Source organism: Micromonospora parva (assembly GCF_040649675.1).
GTDB classification, from domain to species: domain Bacteria; phylum Actinomycetota; class Actinomycetes; order Mycobacteriales; family Micromonosporaceae; genus Micromonospora; species Micromonospora parva.
On sequence record NZ_JBEZFX010000003.1, the window covers coordinates 435,212 to 449,858 of the forward strand.

Below are 14,647 nucleotides of genomic sequence, written 5' to 3' on the forward strand. Positions count from 1 at the left end.
GTCATGGCGGATCACACTCACGCCCTGTCCTTCGGCGTCGCGGCGAGTGACTATGACCGCTTTCGGCCACGTTATCCCGAAGCTGCGGTCCGCTGGGCCCTCGGCGGGCTGCGGGCGGGCCAAGTGGTGGATCTCGCGGCCGGCACCGGCATCCTGACCCGCGCCGTGCTGGCCCTGGGCCACCAGGTCGTACCGGTCGAGCCCGATCCGGGGATGCGGGCGCAACTCGCCGTCAGCACCCCGGGCACGACGGCGCTGGCGGGCACCGCCGAGGCCCTGCCGCTGCCCGACTCGGCCGCGGACGCGGTGCTGGTGGGCACGGCGTACCACTGGTTCGACCGGGAGCCCGCGCACGCCGAAATCGCCCGGGTGCTCCGTGGCGGTGGCACCTTCGCCCCCCTGTGGAACATCCGGGACGACAGCGTCGACTGGGTGGCCGAGCTGGGTCGTATCGCCCACTTCGGCGACAACTCAGCCAGCCTGGCGGGCAACGACCACCCCGACTTCGGCCCCGCCTTCGACCCCATCGAGCGGCGCGAGTTCCGGCACCACAGCACGCTCACGCGGGACGAGCTGCGCGGCGTGGTCCGCACCCGTTCGTACTGGCTCACCGCCACCACAGACGATCAACGGCGGGTCGAGCGGGAACTGACCGAACTCCTGAACACCCACCCCGCCCTCGCTGGCCGGGACACCATCGAGCTGCCGTACCGGACGCTGGTGCTGCGCGCCCGACGCCGCTGAGGCCCACCCGACGGCCGCCCCCGACGGCGGCCGGGGTCACCGGTTGCGCTCGTAGACCATCCGCAGGCCGATCAGCGTGATCATCGGCTCGTGGTGGGTGATGGTGCGGCACTCGTTGATCACCAGGGAGGCGAGGCCGCCGGTGGCGATCACCGCCCGCACCTCGCCCAACTCCTCGGTCATCCGCTCGACGATCCGGTCCACCTGCCCGGCGAAGCCGAAGTACAGGCCGGCCTGAAGGCACTCCACGGTGTTCTTACCGATCACCGAGCGGGGCTTGGTGGCCTCCACCTTGCGCAACTGCGCCGCCCGAGCGGCCAGCGCGTCGAAGGAGATCTCGATACCCGGGGCGAACGCGCCGCCCAGGAACTCACCGCGCTCGCTGATCACGTCGAAGTTGGTGGTGGTGCCGAAGTCCACAACGATCGACGGGCCGCCGTAGAGGGTGTACGCCGCCAGGGTGTTCACCACCCGGTCGGCGCCCACCTCCTTCGGGTTGTCGATCGCCAACTGCACGCCGGTCCGCACACCGGGCTCCACGATCACGCTCGGCAGGTCGGCGTAGTAACGGCCGAGCATCGTCCGCAGCGACCGCAACGCGGCCGGCACGGTGGAGCAGGCGGCCACGCCGGTGATCTCGACGTTGTCCCCGGCGAGCAGACCCCGGAACTTCAGGCCCAGCTCGTCCGCCGTCGAGCGGGCATCGGTCTTGATCCGCCAGGAGTGCACCAGCTTGTCGCCGTCGAAGGTCGCCAGCACGGTGTTGGTGTTTCCGATGTCGATGCAGAGCAGCACGCACGCAGCCTAGACAACTAGTCGGTACGCAGGTCCATCGCGATGTCCAGGATCGGCGACGAGTGCGTCAACGCGCCCACCGAGAGGAAGTCCACGCCGGTGGCCGCGTACCGGCCGGCCACCTCCAGGGTCAGCCCACCGGTCGCCTCCAGCTCCGCCCGGTCACCCACCGCGGCCACCGCCTCGGCCAGCGCCTCCGGCGTCATGTTGTCGCAGAGCAGGAAGTTCGCCCCGGCCTCCACCGCCTCCACCGCCTCGTCGACGCTGGTCACCTCGACCTGCACCGGCACCTCCGGGAACGCCTCCCGGACCCGCCGGTAGGCCGCCGTGATGCCCCCGGCCGCCAGCTTGTGGTTGTCCTTGATCATGGCGACGTCGTAGAGGCCCATCCGCTTGTTGGTGCCACCGCCCGCCCGCACCGCGTACTTCTCCAGAGCCCGCAGGCCCGGCGTCGTCTTGCGGGTGTCCAGCACCATCGCCTTCGTACCGGCCAGCGCGTCCGCCCAGGCCCGGGTGTGGGTGGCCACCCCGGACATCCGGCAGAGCAGGTTGAGCGCCGTCCGCTCGGCCGTCAGCAGCAACCGGGTCGGGCCGGTCACCGTCGCCAGCACGTCACCGCGGGCCACCCGCTCACCGTCGCGGGCCAGCACCGACACCTCGACGGTACGACCGAAGCCCGTCACCTCACCCACCAGCTCGAACACGGCGGCGGCCACCGCCATCCCGGCCAACACCCCGTCCGCGCGGGCCACCAGGTCGGCCGTGTCGGTCTGCTCCGCCGGGACGGTGGCCACGCTGGTGACGTCCAGGAAGTCCGGGCCCAGATCCTCGACCAGCGTGCCCTCGATCACCTGCCGCACCTGTGCCGGGTCCAGCCCGGCCGCCTGCAACGCCACCGCCGTCGGCCCCGTCAACGCCATCTCCGTCGCGCTCACCGTGAACTCCCCTCCCACTGTTGCGTCACCCGGCCCTGCGCCCCGACCGCCCCGACGAGATGGCCCAGCCACCGTTCGTCGGCCGTCGGAAAGTCCTCCCGCCAGTGGCAGCCCCGAGTCTCACCACGGGCGTACGCGGCGGCTACCAGCGTCGACGCCACGGTCAGCAGGTTCGTCGCCTCCCAGTCGGCGGTGCGCGGGCGACCCCGGGCAACACCCAGCTCGGTCAACGTCCCGGCCGTCTCGGCCAGCGTCGCCGCGGATCGGAGCACCCCGGCCCCCCGGGTCATCGCCCGCTGCAGGGTCGGCGTCACCTCCGCCGGCAGCACCCAGCCCGCGCCGCCACGCCAGGCGCCGACGTCCGCCGGCTGGGCCTGCTCGGGCAGGCCGGCCGCGATGTCCTCGGCGATCCGCCGGGAGAAGACCAGCCCTTCCAGCAGCGAGTTGCTGGCCAGCCGGTTCGCGCCGTGCACGCCGGTGCAGGCCACCTCGCCGCAGGCGTACAGGCCGGGGATGGAGGTACGGCCGCGCAGGTCGGTCCGGACCCCGCCGGAGGCGTAGTGGGCGGCCGGCGCCACCGGGATCAGGTCGGTCGCCGGGTCCACGCCGATCGCCAGGCAGGACGCCACGATGGTGGGGAACCGACCGGCCAGGAAGTCGCCGCCCAGGTGCCGCGCGTCGAGGAAGACGTGGTCCGCGCCGGTGGCCACCAACACCCGGTGGATGCCCTTGGCCACCACGTCCCGGGGGGCCAACTCGGCCAACTCGTGCTGGCCCACCATGAACCGCTTGCCGTCCGCGTCCACCAGGTACGCGCCCTCGCCGCGCAACGCCTCGGAGACCAGCGGCTGCTGCGCGTGCCCGGCCCCGGGCACCCCCGCGCCGGCCGGGGTGATCAGGGCGGTCGGGTGGAACTGGACGAACTCCACGTCGGTCACCGCCGCGCCGGCCCGCAGCGCCAGCGCCACCCCGTCCCCCGTGGAGACCGCCGGGTTGGTGGTGGCCGAGAAGACCTGCCCCATTCCGCCGGTGGCGAGCACCACCGCGCGGGCCAGCAGTGCGCCGACGCCGTCCTCGCTGCCCTCACCCAGCACGTGCAGGGTGATCCCGCACGCCGGGCCGAGCCCGTCCGGGCCGTCGCCGGGCGCGCGCAGCAGGTCCAGCACGAGGGCGTGCTCGACCAGCCGGATCCACGGGTCGCGCTGCACGGCGGCGTGCAGGGCACGCTGCACCTCCGCGCCGGTGGCGTCTCCGCCGGCGTGCACGATCCGGTCCGCCCGGTGCCCGCCCTCGCGGGTCAACATCAACGAGCCGTCCGGGTGTCTGTCGAACTCGGCGCCGATCCGCATCAGCTCACGCAGCCGGGTCGGGCCCTCCTCGACCAGCACCCGGACCGCCGCCGGGTCGCACAGCCCGACCCCGGCGACCTCGGTGTCCCGGGCATGCGCCGCCGGGGAGTCGGCCGGGTCGAGCACGGCGGCGATGCCGCCCTGCGCCCAGCGGGTCGAGCCATCGTCGATGTTGACCTTGGTGACCACCGTGACGTGCAGACCCGCCTCGCGCAGGTGCAGCGCCGCGGTCAACCCGGCCACGCCGGAACCCACCACGATCACGTCGGTGGTCTCCACCCAGCCGGGCGCTGGCGCGGCCAGCAGCGTGGGCAGGGCGGGCAGGTCGACGGTCGGGAAACGCATTCCCCCAGTCAACCCGAACCGTCCTCGCCCGGGGCGGCGGGGGCGGGACGAGTGGTTTGGGCGACGCCGTCCGGCGCCCGCCGCGCCGCGTCGACCGTCAGGCCAGTGTCACTTCGTCCGCACCGGCAGACCCGCCGGGCCGGCGCCCTTCAGGGAGGCGGTCACCGTACGGTCGCTGAGCCACAGATAGCAGCGGACCCCCCGATCACCGACCTTCCACCGCCCCGCCCCCGGCGGCCGGACCACCACCCCGCTGCGGAAACGCAGCGTGGCGTCGTCGGGTACGCCCGCGTACCGGGCGAGGACGCTGCGACAACCCGTGTAGAGCGGCAGCCAATCGGCGTCCCGGGTCGGGTACGGCCGATCCGGTGCCCGCCACACCCCGACGAACTCCGCGTCGTGCTGTGCGCCGCACTCCACCGGGATCAACGTCTGCACCCCCCGGCCGGCGCCCGCGCGGGTCTGCTGGCAACCCAGGCGCAGCGCGGTGGGCCCTTTCAAGGCGTCCCGCAGACTGCCCGACCGGACCACCACGGTGGCCGCCGCCTCGACGGTGGTCAGCTCGGTGACGTCACAGCGGAACCACCGGGAACCCGCCGCCCAACCCGGCCCGTTGGGCAGCGCCACTGACAGCCGCAGCCGGCCCGACCGCCAGTCGTCACCCAGGTAGCCGGCCGCCCGGGTGTCGCACTCGGCGAACGCGCCGCGCAACTCCGCCGAACCACCCGCCGGGGCGGTCGTCCGCTCGACCGGGAACGCCCCCACGTGCACGGTCTCCAGCCGGTGCGGGCCGGCGCAGTCCACCGGCTGGTAGCCGGCCAGGCTGACCAGATCGGTGAAGTCGGCGGCGTGACACACGCCGGCTGCCGGGGTGAACGCCGACGGCGCCGGCAGGGCCGCCCAGTCGTCGGTCAGATCACCGTCCAGGCCGTCGGACCCGGCACAGGCCACCAGCAGCGCCGCCGCGGCAACAGCGGCGAACGAGGTCGTCATGGCACGGCGCATCGCGGCCTCCCCCAGCCACCGACCGGCTTCCGCCAGCGCGCCCAGGGTAACCGGAAATGACAGTCCGGTGACAGACCGGAATCGTGCTACCCGGGATCAGACTCCGGACACGGCCAACGGGCTGGGCACCGGGTTCCCGGCCGTGCCGGGTGCCGCCGCAGCCGGGTCGGCACCCAACTCGATCACCCGGTTGTCGGCGTCGACGTGCACCACCCGGGGCCGGTACGACCGGGCCTCGGCGTCGTCCATCTGCCCGTACGAGATCAGGATGACCAGGTCACCGGGGTGCACCAGGTGCGCGGCGGCACCGTTGATACCGATCACGCCGCTGCCCCGCTCGCCCGGGATCACGTACGTCTCCAGCCGGGCGCCATTGGTGATGTCCACGATCGCCACCTGCTCGCCGGGGAGCAGGTCGGCGGCGTCGAGCAGGTCCTCGTCCACCGTCACCGAACCGACGTAGTGCAGGTCGGCCTGGGTCACCGTGGCTCGGTGGATCTTCGACTTGAGCATGGTCCGCAACATCGGGATGGCCTTTCGCGGGATTGGTGGAGGGTGGTGCGGCCGGGTCAGGGGCGCGGGGCGAGGTGGATCGCCGCGTTGTCGATCAACCGGGTGGCACCCACCCAGGCGGCGATCACCAACCGGGCCGGCCCGGACACCGGTCCCGGTTCCAGGTCGGGGTCGGTGAGCACCAGGTAGTCGAGGCGGGCACCGGGCGTACCGGCACCAAACGCGGCGTGCGCCGCGGTTAGCACCGCCCCCGCGTCCCGACCGTCGTCGGCGGCCCGCGCACCGGCCCGCAACGCGGCGGACAGGCTCAGCGCGGCGGCCCGCTCCGACTCGCTCAGGTAGCGGTTGCGGCTGGACAGGGCCAGCCCGTCCGGCTCGCGGACGGTCGGCACGCCGACCACCTCGACCGGCACGTCCAGGTCGCGGGCCATCCGCCGGACCAGGGTCAGCTGCTGGTAGTCCTTCTCGCCGAAGAACGCCAGGTCCGGCCGGGTGAGCTGGAGCAACTTCAGCACCACGGTGAGCACGCCGTGGAAGAAGCCGGGACGACTCGCGCCCTCCAGCTCAGCGCCGAGCGGACCCGGGTCGAGGCGGACCCGGGGCTGCCCGTCCGGGTACATGTCCGCCACCGACGGGGCGAAGACCAGATCGGCGCCCGCCCGCCGGCACACCTCCAGGTCGGCGTCGAGGGTGCGCGGGTAGCGGTCGAAGTCCTCGTTCGGCCCGAACTGCAACGGGTTCACGAAGATCGTCACCAGCACGTGGTCGGCCTGTTCCCGGGCCGCGCGCAGCAGCGTCTCGTGCCCGGAGTGCAGCGCACCCATGGTCATCACCACCCCGACCGTGCCCTTCAGCCCGGCCCGGGCCTCGGCCAACTCGGCCCGCGTGTGCACCACCTGGGTCATGCCGCCACCTCCCGACCGCTGTCGGCCAGCACACCGAGCAGCGACTGTGCGTCCACCGGCCGGAGGCGGCCGGCGGCGATCGCCCGGTCGGCGGTACGACGGGCCAACGCCAGGTACGCGGGGACGGACTCCGGCGCGGTGGCCGCCAACCGGTCCAGGTGCCGCCGTACGGTGCCCGCGTCGCCACGGGAGACCGGGCCGGTCAACGCGTCGTCGCCGAGCCGCAGCGCGTTCTCCAGGGCGGCCCGCAGCAGCGGGGCGAGCACCTTCTCCGGCCGGGACACCCCGGCGTCGCGCAACCGGTCGGTCGCCTCGTTGACCAGGGTCACCAGGTGGTTCGCGCCGTGGGCCAGCGCGGCGTGGTAGAGCGGGCGGTCCGACTCGGCCACCCACTCGGGCACGCCGCCGAGGTCGGCGACCAGTCGGGCGGCCAGCGGGCGCAATTCCGCCGGGGCGGTCACCCCGTACGAGATGCCGTCGAGGCGGGAAAGGTCGTCCGGCGTACCGGTGAAGGTCATCGCGGGGTGCAGGGCGAGCGGGCGGGCTCCGGCCGAGACGGCCGGCCCCAGCACGGCCAGGCCGTGCGCTCCCGAGGTGTGCGCGACGATCTGGCCCGGGTGCAGCGCACCCCGCTGGGCGAGGTCGGCCACCACGGCGGCCAACCGGTCGTCCGGTACCGCGACGAGCAGCAGGTCGGTGGCGGCGTGGGCCACCGCGGCGGCCGGGCGGCGGGGCACCTCGGGCAGCAGCAGGGCGAGGCGGGCGCGGCTGGCTCCGGAGCTGCCGGAGACGGCGGCCACCCGGTGCCCGGCGGCGGCGAGCGCGGCACCCAGCACGGCGCCGACACGGCCCGCGCCGACGACACCGACGGTGAGCAGACGGGAGGTGGCGCGGGCGCCGGGAACGGCGCTGTCCCACGACGCGGCAGGCCCGGGTGGGGCGGCCGGACGCGGGCGCATCGGTGCGCTCATGTCGATGATCCAGTCCTCGAGAAGGGGTACCGGTCGATCGCAAGTATGCGCCCGGCCCGCCGAACCGGGACAAGCATGTGTGAAAACCTTCACCACCGACGAGACGGCTCGTCAGGGCGTTTCGGTAGGGGCTGACGTGATGGCGCATAGCTCGGCGGCCACCTCGGCGATCAGGTCGCTGAGCGGGGCGTCGCTGCCGGGCGCGACCCAGCGGGCGTACGCGACCCGGAAGACCGTCGCGCCCGACTCGGTGGCCAGGGTGGCAGTGGTCTCGTCGAGGCCCCTGGCGCGCAGGGCGGCGGTGACGGCGGCGGCGAGTGAGCCGGTCTTGCGCAGTTCACGCTCCTGCAGCTCCGGGCTGCTCTCGATGATGGCCTGCCGCGCCCGGACCAGTTCGAGACGGTCCGCGAAAAGCTCCTCCGCCACCCGGCGGAAGGCGGCGACGACCGCCTCGAACGGGCCGGCGTCGGTCTCGGTCACCGCCTGGACCAGGACCTCCTCGACGCGCCCGCTGCCGCTGAAGAGCGCCTCGCGCTTGTCCCCGAAGAGCCGGTAGAAGGTGCGTTTGTCGAGGCCGGCACGGGCGGCGATGTCGGCGACGGTGGTCTGTTCGAAGCCGCGCTCGCGGAACAGCTCGAAGGCGGCCGCCTCCAGGCGGCCGCGCGCGTCCGGTTGCCAGCGGGCCATGCGGCGATGGTATCCGACGTCACACTGCGACATTAAGTTCGTCCGGATGTCGCGATGTGACATCACTCGGTATACGGTTATGTCGCAAGGTGACATCGGCACTCACGAAGGAACCACCATGCGCGTATTCGTCACAGGCGCCTCCGGCCACCTCGGCTCCGCAGTCGTCCCGGAACTGCTCTCCGCCGGGCACGAGGTCGTCGGCCTCGCCCGCTCCGACACATCCGCCGCCGCCATCGAGAAGCTCGGCGCCCACGCACACCGCGGCGACCTGGCCGACCTCGACGTGCTTCGGGACCAGGCGGTCGCCGCCGACGGCGTCATCCACCTGGCGTTCCGCCACGACCTCATGGTCAACGGCGACCTGGCCGGTGCCGCCAGGACCGACCTGGACGCCCTCACCGCACTCGCCGACGGCCTGGCCGGCTCCGGCAAACCCCTGGTCGGCACCGGCGGGACGGCCATGCTCGTGATGGGCGGCATCGTCGGCCGCCCCGGCACCGAACACGACACCTTCCCGGGCGGCGGCTACCGGATCGACGCGGAGAACTTCGTGGCCGGCCTCGGCTCCCGCGGTGTGCGCTCCTCCATCGTCCGGCTCGCACCCACGGTGCACAGCTCCCTCGACCGCTACGGCTTCATCAGCACCATCATCGCCGCGGCCCGACGCAAGGGCTACGCCGCGTACGTCGGCGAGGGCACCAACCGGTGGCCGGCCGTCCACACCCTCGACGCGGCAGTGCTCTACCGACTCGCCCTCGAAAAGGCCCCAGCCGGCACGCGCCTGCACGGAGCCGCCGACGAAGGCGTCCCCTTCCGACAGATCGCGGCAGCCATCGGCGACAACCTCGGCCTCCCGGTCCGCAGCATCAGCCCCGCCGAGGCCGACGAGCACTTCGGCTTCCTCGGCTCGTTCGTGCAGATCGACAACCCCACGTCGTCCGCCCTCACCCGCGACCTGCTGGGCTGGACCCCGACCCACCCCGACCTGATCGCCGACCTGCACGAAGGGCACTACTTCCGGACGGCATGAACGGCACGACCCCGGGCGGGGATCACGGGTCGGCCCACAACCGGTGACCGTAGGGTCGGCACGGTGACGCACCCTGACCTGATGCCGATCCGCTGGCGGGACGCCATGAACCAGGCCCTCTACGGGCCGGGCGGCTTCTTCGTGGCCGGCGGCGGGCCGGCCGCCCACTTCCGGACCAGCGTGCACGCGTCCCCGGCGTTCACCACCGCCCTGCTGCGCCTGCTCACGGAGGTCGACGCCGCTCTGGGGCATCCGTCGCGGCTCGACGTGGTCGACGTGGGGGCTGGGCGAGGCGAGCTGCTGCGGGCTCTCGTCGGGCTCGCGGTGGGGGTTTCCGGGGAGCCCGCCCACTCCGGGCGGTCAGGCTTGATCCCTGCGTGGTCGGGCTCCCCGGAAACCCTGACTCCCACGGCCTCCGCCCGTCCGCTGGGCGGGGAGCCGTCGTCCGGCAATGTCCGTCCGTCGCTTGCGGAACGCATCCGCTTCACAGCTGTCGAGTACGCCGACCGTCCCGAGAACCTGCCCGAAGAGATCAACTGGACCGCTGAGATTCCCGACGGGATCACCGGACTGTTGATCGCCACCGAATGGCTGGACAACGTCCCGTTGGACGTGGCAGTGCACACCGCCGATGGCTGGCGATACGTGCTCGTCGACCCCGACAGCGGCGCGGAGACGATCGGCGAGCCGGTCACCCCCGACGACCTCGACTGGCTCACCACCTGGTGGCCCAGCCTCACCAGCTCCCCGAGTGCGACCAGCGACCCGGATCCGGGGTTGACCTCGACTGACGCGACCAGCGGAAGCGAGTCGGGTTTCCGGGCAGCCCGGCCGGCGCAGGGATCAAGCCTGACCGCCCGGAGCTGGCCGGGCTGCCCGGAAACCCCCCACGGCAACCACCGCGCAGAGATCGGTAGACCGAGGGACGAAGCCTGGGCGAACGCGGTCCGGAAGATCAGCCGAGGGCTGGCGGTTGCCGTCGACTACGGGCACCTACGCGACGAGAGGCCGGTGGACGGGACGTTGACCGGGTACCGGGGTGGGCGGCAGGTGCCTCCGGTGCCGGACGGGACGAGTGATGTGACAGCCCACGTGGCCATGGACTCGGTCGCCTCCGCCGGTGCGGCGGTCGCCCGGTGCGCGTACTCAATGGTTCCGCAGCGGGAGGCGCTGCGGGCGCTCGGGGCCGACGGTGGGCGACCGCCGCTCAGCCTGGCCGGCACCGACCCGGCCGGCTACGTGCGGGCGCTGGCCGCCGCGTCGGCGGTGGCCGAGCTGACCGACCCGGCCGGGCTCGGCGGGCACCTGTGGTTGCGCCAGCCGGTCGGCATCCCGCTCGGGTCGGTCGTGGCACGATGACGGGCATGACCACCGACGCCGGGGACCTTCGTGAACTGACCGTCGGCACCGGGGCCGGCCTGGTCGCCGGCACCGGTGATCAGCAGCTCGGCACCGACATGGTGCTGAACATCGGCCCGCAGCACCCCTCCACGCACGGTGTGCTGCGGTTGAAGCTGGTGCTCGACGGCGAGCGGGTGGTCGCCTGCGAACCGATCGTCGGTTACATGCACCGGGGCGCGGAGAAGCTTTTCGAGGTGCGTGACTACCGGCAGATCATCGTGTTGGCCAACCGGCACGACTGGCTCTCGGCGTTCTCCAACGAGCTGGGTGTGGTGCTCGCTGTGGAACGCCTGATGGGCATGGAGGTGCCGGAGCGGGCCACCTGGCTGCGGATGGCCCTCGCGGAGCTGAACCGGGTGCTCAACCACCTGATGTTCCTCGGCTCGTACCCGTTGGAGATCGGCGCGATCACACCGATCTTCTACGCCTTCCGGGAACGCGAAACCATCCAGGCGGTGATGGAGGAGGTCTCCGGCGGCCGGATCCACTACATGTTCAACCGGGTGGGTGGCCTCAAGGAGGAGGTGCCGTACGGGTGGACCGGGCGGGCCCGCGCGGCGATCGGTGAGGTACGCCGCCGGTTGCCCGACCTGGACCACCTGATCCGCCGCAACGACATCTTCCTGGCCCGTACCGTCGGCGTGGGTGTGCTGTCCGCCGCGGACGCCGCCGCGTTCGGTGCGTCCGGCCCGGTGGCCCGAGCCTCCGGGCTCGACCTGGACCTGCGCCGCGACGACCCCTACCTGGCCTACGACGAGCTGGACGTGCCGGTGGTCACCCGGACGGCCGGGGACTGCCACGCGCGGTTCGAGGTGCTGCTCGACCAGGTGTACGCGTCGCTGGATCTCGCCGAGCAGTGCCTGGACCGGGTGGATCGGCTGACCGGGCCGATCAACACCCGGCTGCCGAAGGTGCTCAAGGCGCCGGAGGGACACACGTACGCCTGGACAGAGAACCCGCTCGGCATCAACGGCTACTACCTGGTGTCGCGGGGCGAGAAGACGCCGTGGCGGTTGAAGCTGCGCACCGCCTCGTACGCGAACGTGCAGGCGTTGGCCACCCTGCTCCCCGGCTGCCTGGTCCCGGACCTGATCGCGATCCTCGGCTCGATGTTCTTCGTGGTCGGCGACATCGACAAGTGACCCGAGCCGGCTGACCGGTCAGCGCCAGCGGTCGGCGGGTGGCGCGCCCCCGGCGCGCGGCACGTCTTCCTGGGGCGGGTAGCCGTAACGCTCGTCGACCCGCCGCCGGCCGGTCCGTTCCGGCGCGGGTTCCGCCTGGTGGCCGCGTTGGCGCGGTGGACGCCACTCGTCGGGCACCGGCACACCGCCCGCCGGCAGCGCGGGCCGGCCCGGCTCGTCCCGCCAGCCACCGTCGCGGTCGCGGCGACGCGCCGGCTCGTAACCGCCGGCCTCCTCGTGGCGGCGCGGCTCCTCGTAACCGCTGGCGTCCTCGTAGCGGCGCGGCTCCTCGTAACCGCCGGCGTCCTCCTGGCGGCGCGGCTCCTCGTGGCGGACGGCGGCCCAGCGGTCGGCCATCCGGTACTCGGTGCCGGTGGCGTCGGCGTGCACCTCGGCCCGGCGTTCGCCGACCCGCAACTCGCGGCCGTTCTCGTCGTCGCGGACGGCGGCCCACCGGTCACCGGTCCGCAACTGCGACCAGTACTCGCCGGTGTCGTCAGCCCGCAGGGGCGGCCCGGGCTGCGGCGCGGCAGCCGCCCGGTCACGCTGCTCCGACCAGCCCCGATCGTCCGGGCTGTCCCAGGAGGCGGCCGCCGGCCGCTCCGGGGTGCGGTGCGACCGGGAAGGCGGGGTGGGCTCGTCGGGTGGGGCGTACCCGTCGCGCCGGTCGGTCCACTCTGGTTCGTCGCGGCGGCCCGTCCAGCCCGACTCGTCGCCGTACCCGGCTCGGGGGCGCTCGTCCGGCTCGTGCCTCGCCCGGCCGGCCGGCCGGGGGCGCTCGTCCGCGTCGCCGCCCCGGGTCCACTCCTGCGCGGGCGGGGTCCACTGGCCGGCGTACCCGCCGCCGTAGCGCCCGGCGGGTTCGGCCGCGCCGCCGTCCACCACCGTGTGCCGGGTGGTGACGTGCACGGTCTCGGTGTGCCTGACCACGCCACCCGGCCGGTGGGCCGGTTCGGGGCGGTCGTGCTCCCGGGGTCGGGCTGAGCCGTACGCGGCGGCCGTTGGTCGTTCCCCGCCGTACGTCCCGGCGGTGGCCGGTGGCTCGGGGGCTGCCCGCGCGTACCCCGGCTCGTCGTCGTCCGGGTGCTCGGAGCGCCCCCACCGGGGCGCGTCGTCGGGGCTCGACACCCGGGCCCGGCCGGCCGACGCGTCACCCGGGACCCGGCTACGGGCCGCCGGCGTGTCGTCCACCGGCGGCTCGACGGCAGCCACCCGCGCCCGCCCGGCGCCCGCTGGTTCGACAGCGGGGGCGGCACCGGCGAGAGCGGCACCGCTGACGTCGAGTCGGCGACGCACCGCGGCGATCGCCTCCTGGGCCCGTTGCGCCTGGTCGAGCGCCTGATTGCCGCGTTGCGCGGCGGCCACGATCTCGCTGCGCAGCTCCCGACGCAGCCCTTCGATCTCGTCCAGCAGCTCGTCGGTCCGCACCGAGTCGACCTCGCCCTCGGGCCGCAGCGCGATGGACAGACCGATCAACACCACCGCGAGGATGGCGAGCACGGCGGCGAAGCGCAGCGGGCCGTTGCCGTCGGCCACCAGCAGGATCAGCGCCGCCACCGGGGCGAGGGCGACGCCCGCCCAGAAGAGCATGGTCAGCAGCGGTGGTTGACGCCGGGCGTCGGGGGTGGCCGGGGCTGGCATGGATGTGCAGCCTACCCACGATGTCCGGCGGAGGGAACGGGTCCCCGGGACGCGCGGACGCCCCCGCCCGGTCGGGGGCGGGGGCGTCCACAGCGCGTGCGGGGAGGGCTCAGCTGGTGGCGAAGGCACCATCCGAGGAGAAGATCAGGCCCACGCTGATCGAACCGTCGCGCAGCCCGCTCTTGGTCAGCGGCCCGCCCTGGTCCAGCGAGGAGAACTTGCCGACCGACAGCCCGTACGTCTTCTCCAGGCCCGGCTTGCAGAACGGACGCTGCTCGCACTCCGGCGGCCCGCCCAGCACCGTCGCGCTGCCGGAGCACTTCGCCGCCAGCTCGGAGAGGGTCCGCACGCCGTACTTGTCGGCGAAGGCCTGGGTCACCGCGAAGGCGTTCTGGTCCTGCGCGGCGGCCGGGGTGCCGAAGGTGAGGCCGGCCTTGTCGCCCTCGGCCTTGAGCGCGGTCACCGTGGCGTTGATGTCCGGCGAGGAGATCGGCTGGGCGTTCTGGCCATTGGCCTTGGTGTTGAGGAACTCGGCCATGGTCGCCGCGTACTCCGGGACGACCTGGATCTCGCCCTTCTCCAGAGCCGGCGCGTAGAGCTCCCGGTTACCGATCTGCTGCACCTTGACCTGGTAACCGGCGGCGGTGAGCGCGATCCGGTACAGCTCGCCGAGGATCTGACTCTCGGCGAAGTTGCCGGCACCGACGGTGATGTCGCCGCCCGGGCCCTTGGCGATGCCAGCGGTGAGGTTGTTGGCGGACGCGAACTCCTCGGCCGCCACCTTTGGGGTCTTGCGGTCCTCGTTCACCGCCTTGTTGAGCTGGATCAACTTCGGGGTGTCGAGCGCGGCGGAGACCTTGTCCAGTGCCGCGATCAACTGCGGGTTGGCCGCCTTGCTGTTGACCGCCGGAATGACGTTGTCGGAGTTCTGGAGCTTCTTGTCGTCCTGCAGAGCGATGAGCTGCTGACCGGCGACCGGGGCGCACCCGGCGCCGGAGGCGCTCGACTGCGGTGCGTCGGTGCCGGACGAGCCGGCGTCACCGCAGCCGGTGAGGAGCGCTGCCCCGGCGACGGCGCTGACCGCCCCGATCGCCAGACGTGTACGTGCGCGCATGTGCCCGCCTTCCGTGTCCCGGCGCGGC

General features: G+C 73.3%; 14 protein-coding genes. 4 read left to right on the top strand and 10 right to left on the bottom strand.

Features of this window, described 5'->3' with window-relative positions; translation table 11 throughout:
- Window positions 1–3: 3 nt before the first annotated feature.
- Window positions 4–744 carry a class I SAM-dependent methyltransferase gene (locus tag AB0C03_RS10545; RefSeq protein ID WP_357636019.1) on the top strand — a complete coding sequence of 247 codons (741 nt, stop codon included), beginning with the start codon at window positions 4–6 and terminating at the stop codon, window positions 742–744.
- Between the two features lie 36 nt (window positions 745–780).
- On the opposite strand, the gene AB0C03_RS10550 is transcribed toward AB0C03_RS10545, so the two are convergent.
- From AB0C03_RS10550 to AB0C03_RS10585, 8 genes are all read right to left on the bottom strand, one after another.
- On the bottom strand, window positions 781–1,539 hold the full coding sequence (locus AB0C03_RS10550) for a type III pantothenate kinase (protein ID WP_030327937.1): 759 nt from the start codon (window positions 1,537–1,539) through the stop codon (window positions 781–783).
- A 17-nt stretch (window positions 1,540–1,556) separates the two neighbouring features.
- Complete coding sequence (gene nadC, locus AB0C03_RS10555) at window positions 1,557–2,459, bottom strand: carboxylating nicotinate-nucleotide diphosphorylase (RefSeq protein ID WP_030327939.1); 903 nt, start codon at window positions 2,457–2,459, stop codon at window positions 1,557–1,559.
- 11 nt (window positions 2,460–2,470) lie between these two features.
- The gene (locus tag AB0C03_RS10560) at window positions 2,471–4,168 is read right to left on the bottom strand and encodes an L-aspartate oxidase (protein ID WP_357636022.1); all 1,698 of its coding nucleotides are present in this window, start codon (window positions 4,166–4,168) and stop codon (window positions 2,471–2,473) included.
- Between the two features lie 108 nt (window positions 4,169–4,276).
- Window positions 4,277–5,173 (bottom strand): septum formation family protein, encoded by an 897-nt coding sequence (locus tag AB0C03_RS10565; RefSeq protein ID WP_357636025.1) that lies wholly within the window; start codon window positions 5,171–5,173, stop codon window positions 4,277–4,279.
- 96 nt (window positions 5,174–5,269) lie between these two features.
- Window positions 5,270–5,698: an aspartate 1-decarboxylase gene (gene panD / locus AB0C03_RS10570; RefSeq protein WP_030327945.1), complete on the bottom strand. Its 429-nt coding sequence runs from the start codon at window positions 5,696–5,698 to the stop codon at window positions 5,270–5,272.
- Between the two features lie 44 nt (window positions 5,699–5,742).
- Window positions 5,743–6,591, bottom strand: a complete 849-nt coding sequence (panC, locus tag AB0C03_RS10575; RefSeq protein WP_210864865.1) for a pantoate--beta-alanine ligase — start codon at window positions 6,589–6,591, stop codon at window positions 5,743–5,745.
- On the bottom strand, window positions 6,588–7,562 hold the full coding sequence (locus AB0C03_RS10580) for a Rossmann-like and DUF2520 domain-containing protein (RefSeq protein ID WP_357636029.1): 975 nt from the start codon (window positions 7,560–7,562) through the stop codon (window positions 6,588–6,590). The genes panC and AB0C03_RS10580 overlap by 4 nt, the downstream gene beginning before the upstream one ends.
- A gap of 111 nt (window positions 7,563–7,673) precedes the next feature.
- Entirely contained in the window at window positions 7,674–8,249 is a 576-nt protein-coding gene (locus AB0C03_RS10585) for a TetR family transcriptional regulator (protein ID WP_357636032.1), read from the bottom strand.
- A 118-nt stretch (window positions 8,250–8,367) separates the two neighbouring features.
- Here AB0C03_RS10585 and AB0C03_RS10590 point away from each other — a divergent pair, with 118 nt between their 5' ends.
- The 3 genes from AB0C03_RS10590 to AB0C03_RS10600 all read left to right on the top strand — a co-directional run bounded on the left by AB0C03_RS10590 (window position 8,368) and on the right by AB0C03_RS10600 (window position 11,825).
- Complete coding sequence (locus AB0C03_RS10590) at window positions 8,368–9,282, top strand: SDR family oxidoreductase (protein WP_210864867.1); 915 nt, start codon at window positions 8,368–8,370, stop codon at window positions 9,280–9,282.
- An 81-nt stretch (window positions 9,283–9,363) separates the two neighbouring features.
- Window positions 9,364–10,641 carry an SAM-dependent methyltransferase gene (locus AB0C03_RS10595; RefSeq protein ID WP_357636228.1) on the top strand — a complete coding sequence of 426 codons (1,278 nt, stop codon included), beginning with the start codon at window positions 9,364–9,366 and terminating at the stop codon, window positions 10,639–10,641.
- Entirely contained in the window at window positions 10,638–11,825 is a 1,188-nt protein-coding gene (locus AB0C03_RS10600) for an NADH-quinone oxidoreductase subunit D (RefSeq protein WP_209444462.1), read from the top strand. Before AB0C03_RS10595 ends, AB0C03_RS10600 begins: the two co-directional genes overlap by 4 nt.
- 18 nt (window positions 11,826–11,843) lie before the next feature.
- On the opposite strand, the gene AB0C03_RS10605 is transcribed toward AB0C03_RS10600, so the two are convergent.
- The gene (locus tag AB0C03_RS10605; RefSeq protein ID WP_357636036.1) at window positions 11,844–13,505 is read right to left on the bottom strand and encodes a hypothetical protein; all 1,662 of its coding nucleotides are present in this window, start codon (window positions 13,503–13,505) and stop codon (window positions 11,844–11,846) included.
- A gap of 109 nt (window positions 13,506–13,614) precedes the next feature.
- Window positions 13,615–14,619: a glycine betaine ABC transporter substrate-binding protein gene (locus tag AB0C03_RS10610; protein ID WP_030327960.1), complete on the bottom strand. Its 1,005-nt coding sequence runs from the start codon at window positions 14,617–14,619 to the stop codon at window positions 13,615–13,617.
- Window positions 14,620–14,647 lie beyond the last annotated feature (28 nt).